Below are 11,996 nucleotides of genomic sequence, written 5' to 3' on the forward strand. Positions count from 1 at the left end.
AACGCCGTGCCAACTTGGGCACAGCGTTAATAGAAACAAATTCGAACTGGGTGGACCGGTAGCGCTACCTGTTATTAGTCTTTGATTTTAAGCCTTCGCCTCCAATATTCGACCTTTTCGCGATCTTTCGCCAACGAGGCGGGGTTTCCATATTGAATATCGCCCCATTTGTTCCGCAGTTTATCCTTATTCCATCCGACAAGTAATTCGAGAAACTCGGCTTTCGCTAAGAGGGCCGCATCTTTCGTGCTTGGAAATAGTTCGTCCAACAGAAGCATGGCTAACTGCGCCGTTAGGCCTCGCTCCTTTGGATCGTAACGGTCTTTATCATCTCTTTCGTCTACGCCGGTAATACGAAGTCGGCCTTCGTACATTTCGATCTCAGCATCGAGCTTATTGCCGAATCCAATTAATGCGTTGAGCTCATCGTTTAGGTTACTGTCGCTTGCTTCTAGAAGTAGTTTGAGATTAATGGTACCCAGTCTACTTACGAGTTGCCTCAGCCCTTCGCCATCTCGTTTATATTCGGCTCGAACCTTATAAAGAAGATCTAGTTGACGATCCAGGCCCGACAACGATTCAAGATGTTCAATTAACACATTTATGTCGTACTTCTTACGGTATTCCCACGATGGAAGTTCCGATTTGCCGCTTTCGCTGATTTTGGAAAGATAGGCATCGTAATCAGAAATTTCCAACTCGTCATTTGGTTCTTCTAACTGATCAGTGGTCTTTTTTGTCGATTTTTTCATAGTGCCTTTGCCATCAACAGAATCGGGACGTGAAATCTAATTCACAAACCCATTAGCAGTTGTAGATTCGTCGTCGACACTGTCAAGTATCAAACGAACCCCTTCGACGATCTCCAGATCATCAATCGAAACATAATGCTTCTGCGTGGTCGCCAAAGTGCTATGACCGGCAAGCTTTCCAGCTACAGCCAGCGGCACGCCTTTAACGCTCAAACGCGTTATAAAAGTTCGACGCAGGTCGTGGAATGTAAGGCCTTCAATCCCTGCGATACGCAATGCTGTAGCCCAAGAGCGCTTGAAATCCGCAAATGGAAAAACCTTGCCGCTCGCGGCGAATGTTGGCAATCGACGTAGTTCGTCGCGTAGCCGCCTTCTAAGCGGGACGTTCCGGCCTTTTTGAGTCTTCGTGTGCTGACTTCTTACATGAATGAATCCGCGATCGAAATCAATATCTTGCCACTCCAGTTTCAAAGCCTCGTTTCGCCGTAAACCTGCATCCAGACCAAGCAAAACTAACGCCCTTAGATAGGTATTTTCGGTTCTGATCACTGAGGTGATCTCCTTACCGCTGCGAGTATAGGTAACGACCCTATCGCCTCCGCATGACGCGAGCAAAATTTCCTCTTCACTTTCTGTCAGGGTTCGGGTCCTTGCCTTTTCTGCATCCGGATCTATCGCTTTAGAACCTAGAGTTATATCTCTACTTATCCAGCCCTCAGCATAAGCGAACTTGATCATATGTTTGAAAGTTGCAAGACTTCGATTAACCGTAGATAGCGAAACCGGTTTTCGCCTATTAGTTGGCAGTTGGCCAAGCTTGCCGCGGCGATCACCCTGTTTCAGTCTCCAGGATTTAAAGCCATCAAGATCACTGCGCGTGAGCGTGGAAATCCTTCTCTTACCGAAATATTCGACAAGCGTGTCTATAAGATTATGAGTCTGACGGCAGGATTTAATGCCGGCAATCTTGCGGCCATTGATGATCTCAGCAGGTCGGTAGAAAGTCCGCTTCGCGTACTCTGCAAGATCACGGAACGTCATTTTGTCGCCAACGGCGTTCCGTCCATTTGTTTTTCTTATCGCTGCCTCAAGCTTCGAACGCGCATCAGTTGCATCAACACGAGTAGAAAATTGATACGTCTTCTGCCTGGCTCTTCCGCTCTCGTCAGTAAACGTGAAACGCAGGGTCCACGGCTTGCGATAGGACTTCCCGTCTCCAGATCCTTTTCGTCCGCGCCGGAAAATGGAATGTTTGATCTCCATATTTTGGCCAATCAAAATTAGGACTCATTTTAGGACTTGAATTAAGTCCTAATCGTGAACAAGTGTGACACGCCGTGAAGAATGTTGCAAACCGTGAATTACGGATTCGCCAGTAAATATGGGCATTCCGTACGAATTGGTCAATGTTTTACAGGGCTACGATTACATAGCGGTGCTCTTTTGTAATCATCAGGTCGGGGGTTCAAGTCCCTTCACCGGCTCCACATTCCGTTTTCCTTTGCTTCCCACGAAATAATCAACATTCTGGACAAGAGGCAGGCATTGCGAATCTGTCAAAGACCGCAGCTAAGGCGAGAAGCCATTCGGCGGGCTTGGCGGTATTTGGGAGAAACTCGTCGAAAAGTGTTTACAATCAGAGTCGATTTTCCTACGATTAAAGGCAGTGCTTTCCGTATTGCTGGTGGGCGCGAGTTCTATCAGCAACTCTTCACTCGAAATATTCATCACTAGCGATCGGAGGAAATATGTTTTCACGAACCGGTTTTTTTAGGACAGGGCTTTGTCTATTGCTCACGGCGGTACTTGCCGTTGGGGCCTTTGCGGACACGATCCGCCTAAAGAACGGCAGCATGATCAAGGGCAAGATCACAAAGTTCTCAGGCGGCAAGTTCACAGTCGAGGTGGGCGAGGGCCCTCGGCGGCGCGAGATGACTTTTGCCGCGAGCGAGATAGAATCGGTCGTCTTCGAGGAAAAGCCGTCGGCACCGCAGCTTTCGTCGTCTAGCAGAAATAATAACGCCGCAAAGCCGCCGGCGGCCGCCACGCCAACAACGCAGCAACCGACGAAAGTTGTTCTGACAGGAGCGAATGACCGCCCGCCGACTCCCCCGAGAACAACGACCGCAGCAAAGCCGATAGAATGGCAGATACGCGTGACAGCAGACAGCACTGCGAACGGCTGGACGAATACAGGCTGGGTCGTCAGAAAGGGACAGAGGATCCGAATAACGGGCGACGGCCGCGTTTCCCTGGGACGCGGAAACATGGCGACCCCGGCTGGGCTGCCTAATGTCCGTGACGATCAAAAGCTGTTGCCTAACGCCCCGACCGGCGCTCTGATCGCGGTGATCGGCGACGACAACAATGACTTTATCTTCATCGGATCAAGCCGCGAATTCACAGCTACGCGCGATGGAGCTCTTTTCCTGGGCATCAACGAGGGAAACTTGGACGATAACTCGGGTGTCTTTAACGTGAAGGTCGAGATCTTTCCGTAAGATTCAGCAAAATATAAACTACGTGCCGGCGCCGGGCTGAAGCTCACGCCGGCTTATCTTTTGCCGACGGCGTGCCGCACGCCAGGTTCGCAGTCCTTCAAGCGTCAGGCTGATTATCGGCCTGCGGTTTTGAAACAGCAGCTTCATCCACGCCGTGGTGCCCATCTGGGGAAAGTAAATGCCGCGGAAGAACAGCCGTGCTGCCAGATGGCTGATGCGTGTTTGGATCGGAGCTTCGCGAATTGATTCGATCGCCTGCTGATTGCGTTCGGGGCTATACGAACGCGACCACGCCTCGCGGGTCTCGTCACCTGCCTGTTCAATGCTGATCTTCAGCGGATCATGGGCCATTACGAACGGAGCGAAATCAAGCCAGTGTTTCGGCCGCTGCAGCCTACCCGCCTTTTGCAGGCGGTCGTAAAGCGGTGTGGCAGGGAACGGCGTCAATTGTCCGAAAACCGGCAGCCCCGGCGGCCAACTTTCGATGGCTTCAACCGTTCGCGATGCAACGCCCGGCGTGTCATTGTCCATGCCAAAAATGAATGACGTAATAGCGTAAATATCACGCTTTCGCAGGCCTTCGAGAACTGTTCCGTAATTTTCCGGCCGCGAGAAATTCTTGTTAACATCAGCCATATTCGCGGGATCGATCGATTCCATTCCGATAAAGATCCAGCGTCCGCCCGAGAGTGCGATCAGATCGACGAGTTCGTCGTCCGCCAGCAGATTCGAACTGATCTGTGCCACCCACGGCAACTGTGCATCCGCAACAATAATGTCACGGAGCAAGCCCTTGAGCCGCTTCTTATTGATCGCCAGATTGTCGTCGATAAAGAAGACCGCGATCTGGCCTTTCTCGCGTTTTGCCCGCTCCTTTAGCCGAAGCAGTTCTTCGACGACGCTTTCATTACTTCGGAATCTGATCGAATCGCCGAAAAAGCCCGTCACGGTGCAGAACTCGCAGCCGTACGGGCAGCCGCGGCCGGTCTCGATCGGCACAACGAAGAACTTGCCCCAGCCTTCACCCATTCGCGAAAGCACGGGGCGCAGGAATTTCGGCACGAGCGAAAATTGTTCCAGATCCAGAGTTTCCCAGGGAATATGCGGGTACGGCTGAAGAGACGGCTTGAAATCGTTTCCCTTTTCGTCGGTCTTAGGCTGGTATATTTCCTTCAACTGCCCGTTAGCAGCGTCGTTGACGATATCTGCCCAATATTCGTCGGCTTCGCCCAATGCGACAGCGTCCGCATGACGCGGCCCTCCGTCGCGGCCGAGTGCTTCGTCCGGACATTCTGTTACGTGCGGGCCGCCCATGACGACCTTAAATCCTGCCTCGCGAAGCGAATCAGCAACTCGATATGCTCGGGCGATCATTCGGGTCATCGAACCGATCCCGACCAAGCCGATATCGTTATCGCGGCAAAACTGGACCAGTTCCGCCCGCGTCATGGCCTTTGCGTTGCCGTCGATCAAAATGACCTCGTGTTCAGGCGGTGTCAGCGACTGCAGCAGGAACATCCAAAGGTGCGGCATGAAGTTCCGCGTAATGCCGTTGTCGGGATTGTAAAGAAGTATTTTCATCTGCGAGTTACGATAGGCAACAACGCTAGTAACGTCGCCAATTAGCGACCGTACTTTGAGCAAAGATCGAGCGGAGGGCTTCGATTGGCAAATTATCGCACCTTTTGCCGCTTAACGCTATTTCAACATAATGGTTTTTATTGCCCGTCTGAAGAGACTCTCCGGCAATATCGTCCGAAGCACGAATATGCCCTTGGTATTGACGCCGTACCGGAGCCTATTTGAGCCGTCAGTAACGGAGGCATATATGGCCTCAGCGACCGTCTCGCCGTCGGGAGCCTCCTTGCCCGCTTTCTCCATATTTGAAAAATAGCGTTCCCACGCCGCGTCGTAAGCAGTGAGGCCTTCCTTTTTAGCCACATCTTGAGAACGGTCATAGAAATCGGTCTTGATCGGGCCGGGTTCGATTATCTTGACTTTGACGTTGAAAGGTTCAAGCTCGTAAGAAAGCGATTCAGAAAACCCTTCGACCGCCCATTTTGTTGCGTTATAAAGGGTCGAGAACGGGAACGTCATTCTTCCGCCGACCGAAGCGATGTTGACGATGTGCCCTCTCTTATGTTCTCGGAAATACGGTATTATCTCGCGGCAGACATTCATCAGGCCGAATACATTTGTCTGAAACTGACGCTCGATCTGCTCATCCGTTGCGGCCTCAAAAGGCCCGAGTAGTCCATAGCCGGCGTTGTTTACGACGACATCGATGCGCCCGAATTTCTCAATCGTGTCAGCGATCGCCTGTTTGATCGAAACGTGATCCGTCACGTCCAGACGAAAACACTCTATGTCAGCGACCTTTCTCAAGTCGCTGTTTTCCGGCGAACGCATCGTCGCAGCCACCTTCCAATTCTTTGATTGAAAGAGCCTGGCAGTATGCAGCCCGATGCCGCTCGAGGCACCCGTGATCACGACAACTTTTTCCATAGGAATAAAGTTACCCCACGTTTGCCTTCATACAATACACGTATGAGGACAAAGAAGACTGCGGTTTCTGACGCATTGCCTTATAATTGTCTTGTTCCAAATTGGCTGTTTCTCGGCGGCGGACGTCCTTGAACGCCGAGCCGAACGTGAGGTCACTATGTCTGAGACACCGGAAAGAGTTCGCGGTATCAAGCGGTTGCCGATATTCCCGCTTCCGCTCGTTTTGTTCCCGAACGAACTCCTGCCGCTTCATATTTTTGAGCCTAAATACCGAAAGATGTTTGCGTACATTGAGGCCGGTAATAATCTTTTCGGCATCAGTTGGCAACCGGAAGACGGCCCCGTAACGCAAATGCCGCAGCCCGGCAGCATTGGCTGTGCCGCGGAAGTTCGTGAAAAGGAGACGCTCGAAGACGGAAGGTCGAATGTCCTGACGCTCGGCGTCGCGCGTTACGTGCTGCTCGATTACATCGACAGCGACGCACCGTATGCGGTAGGTGACGTGGAGTTTTTTGTAGATGACCCGGGCGATGAGGACGAGAGAGCCTCCGCAGCCCAAAAAGTATTTGAGAAATTTCGCCGGATGGCGGCCGCCGCATTCAAGCTCGCGGGAAACCGCGGAACGCCGCCTGAACTCGCAAGTGCCGACCCTGAGCCGCTTTCGTTTCTTGTCGGAGCGGCGATGAATCTTGACGCCGCCGCCAAATATGACATGCTCACGATGCGCTCTACCTATGACAGATTGATCAGAATCGACGAGACTCTCGCCGACATTGTTCAGCGTATCGAGAGCCAAGCCGAGATCGCGTCGGTCTCCAAAACCAACGGACACGGCGGCAGAATGCCTGATCTTTAGTTAGTGCCTAGGGCTCCTCGGAAAAAATCGATAAGGCGTTGCTCGTAAGACTCGCTCTTTTCCATCGAAGCGTTGATGATGCTGAAACCGGACGGGCTAAGGTCGGTTTTTGATTCCACACGGTTAGAATCGGGAAAACATTTTGCGAGTTTGGCCGTTGGTTCGCGATGCTCGTCCGCGTCGACACCTGCAAGCAGCAGAACGTCCCGCCCCGTTACCTTTCTTGCGGTATCACAGGAAGGTTCCCTTCTGTAACAGCCGTCGAAATAGTAGAAATGCGTGCCGAGTTTTGAGAGAGGCTGTGTCACGAAGCCCGCGAAAGGATAGAGCCGCCTTACCGAAGAAGCAAGGACCGTGTCAGAGCTGGAAGGCACTCCGTCGAGAGCGATGGCCTTGATCGACGGATCCGCTGCGGCAAGGTTGAGAGCCGTCAGCGCACCCATTTCAACCCCATAAACACCCAGATCCGCTCCGACCAGAGCTATGCCGTTAGGGGTTCGGAGTTCGCGCAAAAAGCTTACTGCGGCGGCAAGGTCTTCGGCCTCGCAACCGCCAAAAGAAGCATTCTCGACCGGCGGGCTCTCGCCATGGCCCCGCGCGTCGGGCATCAGGATCGTGAAATTCGTGGATTCGTTCAGCTTGACGCCAAGGTTGAGTACATAGGAGCGGTCGCCGCCGAATTTGTGGAGCAGTATGACCGCCGGAGCGTTCTCCGCCCCGCGAAGCAGCCATGCGCGGGCGGTCGTGCCGTCTCGGTTCGTCCAGGTCTCCTCAGTAATTGTGGCCGCCCTGGTGCTAAGCTGTCCGTATTTTTCGGGTCGAACAAGATAAGGTGCAGGCATCGGCCTGGCTCCGCTATAGACCAGGTAGACCGACCCGCCGATCAAGGCACCGGCGGTGATCAAAATGATCGGCAGAAAAAGCCGAACCAGGCTTTTTGCAAGGCGAGTTGTCTTTGCCATATCGATAGAGAAAAATGCGAAAAAAAGAGGTCGGCGGCAACCGCCGGACGGTCTGAAAGCCTCTAAACAGAAGCTTTCGGCAAGCTGACTAAAATGTTACCATATTTGGTACAGTTCTGGGAAAAGTTTTTTAATTATGTTAAACGCCATATTTCGCCTTGCGTTCTTGACGCTGATCGCTTTTTCCGCAGTATTTACTCAAACAAGCTCTACGGCAAGCTCGCCGCGACCGGCACCCAACTTCCCGGTCTCTGAACTGCGGGAAGGTATGCGCGGAACTGCGAAAACTGTATTCAGAGGGAACAAGAGCGAGGAGTTTGGTGTTGAGATACTCGGAGTGCTGCCCAACTGGATCGGCCCGAAGCAAGACCTGATAATCGGCCGGCTTTTTGGTGAGAATGCCGAGCGGACCTTTGTGTTTGCCGGAATGTCCGGTTCGCCGGTCTATATTGACGGCAAACTGGTCGGTGCGATCTCCTACAGCTTTCCGTTCGCAAAGGAGCCCATCTGCGGCATCACGCCGTTCGAGCAGATGACTGCTGATGTTGAGCGTTTCGCGGCCTTAGGACCGGCTGGTTTTGTCCCGCCGACCTTCAGCGCCGCGGAATTGACCTCACCGATCTGGAAACCATCGGCGGCTATTCCGCAGACACTTTCCGCATCACGCGGCGGCGCTTTTGAAACGTTCCGCCCTATCGCTACTCCGGTCTCATTTGCGGGTATTTCGCAGGCGGTGCTTGATATGTTCGCTCCGCAATTGACATCAGCGGGCATCGTACCGGTGGCGGCTCCTACGGGCAGTAGCAGCCGTTTGGGCGGGCTGAAAACTGCAACACCGACAACACTGCTCGGCGGCGATTCTGTGGTCGTTCATCTGGCACGCGGAGATATACAACTTTCAGCCGCTGGAACGGTGACCGCTCGCGATGGCGACAACATTTATGCGTTCGGACATCCGTTTTTCAGCTTAGGCTCATCGGACCTCCCGATGTCCGAATCGCACGTGGTCACGGTCGTACCGAACGCGAACAACTCTTTCAAGCTTGCAGTACCCGATGACATGGTCGGGTCTATGACGCAGGATCGAGCGACAGGCATTCTCGGTCAATTAGGTACTGCTCCGAAGATGCTTCCCGTAAAGATCAACTTTACGAGCAGCCGTGGAAAACGCGAGGAGCTCGTATTCGAATCTGCTATCGACGAATTTTTGACGCCGCTGATCATGAGTGTCGGCGTTACCAACATCCTTTCTTCGAATGAACGGTCGATCGGCAACACGACGATCGACATGAAAGGCAAGATCCGCATCAAGGGCGAGAAGCCGATAGATCTGACGCGTCGTATCTCGAGCGGACAGGCGATCCTATTTGCCGGCGGGGCTCCGGCAGTTCCGCTAGGCGCTTTGTTGCGGGCAAACTATCCGGGCGTCGAGATCGAAGGCATTGATCTTGATATCAACGTATCAGAAGGTGCCCGCCTGGCCTCGGTTGATAAGATCTGGGTCGATAAGCAGCAAGTAAGGCCCGGAGATAATATCAACGTCTCGATAGCGGAAAAGGCGGCGGGCGGAAAGATCTCTGTCAGGACGGTTCCTGTCACCATCCCTCGCGACGCAGCCCCCGGAATCGTCACATTGACGGTCGGAGACGGCAGTCTTGTGCAGGCACTGGCAGCAACCACCCAATTCGCGCCGAAAACGCCGGCGGCATTCGTTGAGACCTTCAACGGCCTGAAAAAGCCGGATCGTCTTTACGTTCTGCTTACATCTGCCAAACCGGGACTCGTTATCGGATCCAGCGAATTGGCAAATCTGCCGCCTTCCGTAGCAGCTACTCTCGGCAGCGATCGATCTGCGGGAGCGACAAAAGCCACGACCAACACGGTCCTGCTCGAAATGGAACTGCCGCAGGGCGAGAACATCGTTGGCGGCTCGCAAACACTCACGCTTGAGATCATCAGGTAGGTCAGTTTGTTGACTCTGCTTTTGCGCTTTGGCAAACTGATATGTGAACAATACAAAACTGATAATAAAAGCGGCCTCGTTCGCTGCAGATCGACATCGGACACAGCGTCGAAAAGGCACCGAGGCTCATCCGTATATTAATCATCCGCTTCACGTTGCGGAAATGCTGAGCGAGGTCGGCCGGATCGACGACGCCGAGGTTCTCGCCGCGGCGATACTGCACGACACCGTTGAGGATACAGATACAAAGCCGGAAGAGATCCGCGAGCTTTTTGGTGAACGCATTGCCGCCTACGTTGCCGAGGTGACCGACGACAAATCCCAGGAGAAACGCGTGCGAAAGCAACTTCAGATCGAGCACGCCCCGCACCTTTCTCCCGGGGCGAAAGCGATAAAACTCAGCGACAAGATCAGCAACGTCACCGATGTAACCAACGATCCACCGTCCGGTTGGCCGCATCAACGAAAAATGGAATACATCGATTGGGCGGAAAGGGTAGTGGAGGGATTACGGGGAGTGAGTCCGGCGCTCGAGGCTAAATTTGACGAGGCGGCTCGGCGTGCACGGGAGGTTTTTGCGGCTCAGGCGGATTCGCCTTCGGCCCAAGCCTCTCCGTCGGCGTAAACCTCTTTTTTCCAGATCGGAACTGTGCGTTTCAACTCTCTGATGAGCCATTCGCACGCGGCAAAAGCAGCCCGTCGATGTGGAGCCGCGACGGATATCACAACGCTGGTCTCGCCGATCTCGAGCCGGCCGAGCCTGTGCACAATGCCGATCGCCGAGACCTCAAATTCCGCCCTCGCCCGCTCGATCAGCTTCTGCATCTCCTTCAGGGCCATCGGCTCGTAGGCTTCGTAAACCAGATATTCCGTTTCCCGCGTCGTCCCGTCGTTGTGTTTTGTGAACTTCCTCGCGTAACCATCCAACGTGACCGTCGCCCCACACTCCGGCGGCACCACACGCCTGGCAACGTAGGAGATGTTGATCGGTTCGGTCGTGAGTTCGCAGAAATCCATAGGTCAACCGCCGGAAACAGGCGTGAAAATTGCGACTGTATCTCCGTCGTTGAGGGCCGTATCGTAAGGAACGTGATCTTCGTTTACCGCAGCGAGAAGTTTATTGCGTGCAAGTGCCGGATGGTCGGTTTTCAGCTTTTCGATCAGCTCAGCGACTACTTTCGCATCGCACCGTTCGTATCTTAATTCACGCGTGCCCGCCGCATCGGCAGTTGCCCCAAAAAAAAGAACATTGACCTTCATCGTATGTTGTGCCCTTGCTTACGTGCGGGCTACTGAAAGTGCCGGCTTCGATACTATTTGATAGCACCCGCGATCGGGCTTGAGGCCGAGGCATAGAGCCGTTTTGGCATTCGGCCTGACAAATAACCGAGGCGGCCGGCTTGGACAGCTAGTTTCATCGCAGTCGCCATTTGTGCCGCGTCGCCTGCTTCGGCGATCGCAGTGTTCATTAAAATTGCATCGGCACCGAGTTCCATCGCGATCGCAGCATCCGAAGGCACGCCTACACCCGCGTCAACGATGATCGTTGCGTCGGGCAACTGTTCTCGCATGATGCGCAGATTTGATGGGTTCTGCACACCCATTCCCGAACCGATAGGAGCCGCAAGCGGCATGACCGCCGGACAGCCCGCATCGAGCAGTTTTTTAGCCATTATCAGGTCGTCGGAAAAATACGGAAGCACAATAAAGCCCTCTTTCACCAGCACTTTCGCGGCTTCAAGCGTCTGCTCGTTGTCCGGCAGAAGCGTCACAGGATCGCCGATGACCTCGAGTTTTATCCAGTCTGTCTCAAGAGCCTCGCGAGCTAGCCGCGAGGTGCGAATTGCGTGTTCGGCGTCGTAACAGCCGGCAGTGTTCGGCAGAATTCGCATGGCGGGATCTAGATGATCGAGGAACGATTCCGCCGAACCGTCTAACGGAACGCGATTCACCGCAACCGTCACCATCTCGGCACCCGAAGCCCTGTGAGCGGCCTTCATTTCGTCGTAACTGCGGTATTTGCCGGTGCCGATGATCAGCCTGGAAGAGAACGAAACACCGGCGAGTTGAAAACTATCGGACATAGAGAAAATTTACCACAAAACCCTCAGCCACAGAGTCCACAGAGAGAACCGAGGCAGGAATCTTGGATCGGCGTACGAAAAGCGATCAGCAGATCATTTGATGCGGCAGGCTGCAAAGAAAATCCTACTCCCACAGTCTCTGTGCTCTCTGTGGTGAAATAGGTCTTACCCGCCGCCAACGAAATGCACGACCTCGACGCGGTCGCCGTCGTTCAGGCTCACTTCGTGCCAACTCTGTCTGCTGACTACCTCGCCGTTGTGCTCTACAGCGACGCGTTTTGCTGGAAGGTCCAGTTCGCCGAGCAACGAGGCGATCGTTGAGCCCTCGGCGACGGTGCGCGTTTCGCCATTGATGCGGATCTCTGCCACATCG

13 protein-coding genes are annotated in these 11,996 nt (G+C 53.7%); 4 read left to right on the top strand and 9 right to left on the bottom strand.

Going from position 1 to position 11,996, the window contains the following annotated elements; translation table 11 throughout:
* Window positions 1–74 precede the first annotated feature (74 nt).
* Both IPM50_05330 and IPM50_05335 read right to left on the bottom strand, forming a co-directional pair.
* On the bottom strand, window positions 75–752 hold the full coding sequence (locus tag IPM50_05330; GenBank protein ID QQS33999.1) for a hypothetical protein: 678 nt from the start codon (window positions 750–752) through the stop codon (window positions 75–77).
* Between the two features lie 36 nt (window positions 753–788).
* Window positions 789–2,015 (bottom strand): tyrosine-type recombinase/integrase, encoded by a 1,227-nt coding sequence (locus IPM50_05335; protein QQS34000.1) that lies wholly within the window; start codon window positions 2,013–2,015, stop codon window positions 789–791.
* A gap of 485 nt (window positions 2,016–2,500) precedes the next feature.
* On the opposite strand from IPM50_05335, the gene IPM50_05340 reads away from it, so the two are divergent.
* The gene (locus IPM50_05340; protein QQS34001.1) at window positions 2,501–3,253 is read left to right on the top strand and encodes a hypothetical protein; all 753 of its coding nucleotides are present in this window, start codon (window positions 2,501–2,503) and stop codon (window positions 3,251–3,253) included.
* An 18-nt stretch (window positions 3,254–3,271) separates the two neighbouring features.
* On the opposite strand, the gene IPM50_05345 is transcribed toward IPM50_05340, so the two are convergent.
* Entirely contained in the window at window positions 3,272–4,834 is a 1,563-nt protein-coding gene (locus IPM50_05345) for a B12-binding domain-containing radical SAM protein (GenBank protein QQS34002.1), read from the bottom strand.
* A gap of 117 nt (window positions 4,835–4,951) precedes the next feature.
* Complete coding sequence (locus IPM50_05350) at window positions 4,952–5,758, bottom strand: SDR family oxidoreductase (protein ID QQS34003.1); 807 nt, start codon at window positions 5,756–5,758, stop codon at window positions 4,952–4,954.
* A 157-nt stretch (window positions 5,759–5,915) separates the two neighbouring features.
* Between IPM50_05350 and IPM50_05355 the strand changes: the two genes are divergently transcribed.
* Entirely contained in the window at window positions 5,916–6,614 is a 699-nt protein-coding gene (locus IPM50_05355) for an LON peptidase substrate-binding domain-containing protein (GenBank protein ID QQS34004.1), read from the top strand.
* On the opposite strand, the gene IPM50_05360 is transcribed toward IPM50_05355, so the two are convergent.
* Window positions 6,611–7,576: an alpha/beta fold hydrolase gene (locus IPM50_05360; GenBank protein QQS34005.1), complete on the bottom strand. Its 966-nt coding sequence runs from the start codon at window positions 7,574–7,576 to the stop codon at window positions 6,611–6,613. The genes IPM50_05355 and IPM50_05360 overlap by 4 nt on opposite strands.
* A gap of 136 nt (window positions 7,577–7,712) precedes the next feature.
* Here IPM50_05360 and IPM50_05365 point away from each other — a divergent pair, with 136 nt between their 5' ends.
* Together IPM50_05365 and IPM50_05370 are read left to right on the top strand one after the other, a co-directional pair.
* Window positions 7,713–9,539 (top strand): hypothetical protein, encoded by a 1,827-nt coding sequence (locus tag IPM50_05365; protein ID QQS34006.1) that lies wholly within the window; start codon window positions 7,713–7,715, stop codon window positions 9,537–9,539.
* A 43-nt stretch (window positions 9,540–9,582) separates the two neighbouring features.
* Window positions 9,583–10,164 (top strand): bifunctional (p)ppGpp synthetase/guanosine-3',5'-bis(diphosphate) 3'-pyrophosphohydrolase, encoded by a 582-nt coding sequence (locus IPM50_05370; protein QQS34007.1) that lies wholly within the window; start codon window positions 9,583–9,585, stop codon window positions 10,162–10,164.
* On the opposite strand, the gene IPM50_05375 is transcribed toward IPM50_05370, so the two are convergent.
* From IPM50_05375 to thiS, 4 genes are all read right to left on the bottom strand, one after another.
* On the bottom strand, window positions 10,122–10,556 hold the full coding sequence (locus tag IPM50_05375) for a molybdenum cofactor biosynthesis protein MoaE (GenBank protein QQS34008.1): 435 nt from the start codon (window positions 10,554–10,556) through the stop codon (window positions 10,122–10,124). The two genes, IPM50_05370 and IPM50_05375, sit on opposite strands and share 43 nt — an antisense overlap.
* Before the next feature lie 3 nt (window positions 10,557–10,559).
* The gene (locus tag IPM50_05380; GenBank protein QQS34009.1) at window positions 10,560–10,799 is read right to left on the bottom strand and encodes a MoaD/ThiS family protein; all 240 of its coding nucleotides are present in this window, start codon (window positions 10,797–10,799) and stop codon (window positions 10,560–10,562) included.
* A gap of 53 nt (window positions 10,800–10,852) precedes the next feature.
* A complete protein-coding gene (locus IPM50_05385) occupies window positions 10,853–11,623 on the bottom strand; it encodes a thiazole synthase (protein QQS34010.1) in 771 nt (256 codons plus the stop codon).
* Window positions 11,624–11,788: 165 nt separating this feature from the next.
* A complete protein-coding gene (gene thiS, locus IPM50_05390; GenBank protein ID QQS34011.1) occupies window positions 11,789–11,992 on the bottom strand; it encodes a sulfur carrier protein ThiS in 204 nt (67 codons plus the stop codon).
* Window positions 11,993–11,996: the final 4 nt, after the last annotated feature.

This window comes from Acidobacteriota bacterium (assembly GCA_016700075.1).
GTDB lineage: Bacteria > Acidobacteriota > Blastocatellia > Pyrinomonadales > Pyrinomonadaceae > OLB17.

Bases quoted from the DNA above. Each gene is read 5' to 3' on its own strand.
- IPM50_05330 (QQS33999.1), bottom strand. From the start codon at position 752: ATGAAAAAATCGACAAAAAAGACCACTGATCAGTTAGAAGAACCAAAT.
- IPM50_05335 (QQS34000.1), bottom strand. From the start codon at position 2,015: ATGGAGATCAAACATTCCATTTTCCGGCGCGGACGAAAAGGATCTGGA.
- IPM50_05340 (QQS34001.1), top strand. From the start codon at position 2,501: ATGTTTTCACGAACCGGTTTTTTTAGGACAGGGCTTTGTCTATTGCTC.
- IPM50_05345 (QQS34002.1), bottom strand. From the start codon at position 4,834: ATGAAAATACTTCTTTACAATCCCGACAACGGCATTACGCGGAACTTC.
- IPM50_05350 (QQS34003.1), bottom strand. From the start codon at position 5,758: ATGGAAAAAGTTGTCGTGATCACGGGTGCCTCGAGCGGCATCGGGCTG.
- IPM50_05355 (QQS34004.1), top strand. From the start codon at position 5,916: ATGTCTGAGACACCGGAAAGAGTTCGCGGTATCAAGCGGTTGCCGATA.
- IPM50_05360 (QQS34005.1), bottom strand. From the start codon at position 7,576: ATGGCAAAGACAACTCGCCTTGCAAAAAGCCTGGTTCGGCTTTTTCTG.
- IPM50_05365 (QQS34006.1), top strand. From the start codon at position 7,713: ATGTTAAACGCCATATTTCGCCTTGCGTTCTTGACGCTGATCGCTTTT.
- IPM50_05375 (QQS34008.1), bottom strand. From the start codon at position 10,556: ATGGATTTCTGCGAACTCACGACCGAACCGATCAACATCTCCTACGTT.
- IPM50_05380 (QQS34009.1), bottom strand. From the start codon at position 10,799: ATGAAGGTCAATGTTCTTTTTTTTGGGGCAACTGCCGATGCGGCGGGC.
- IPM50_05385 (QQS34010.1), bottom strand. From the start codon at position 11,623: ATGTCCGATAGTTTTCAACTCGCCGGTGTTTCGTTCTCTTCCAGGCTG.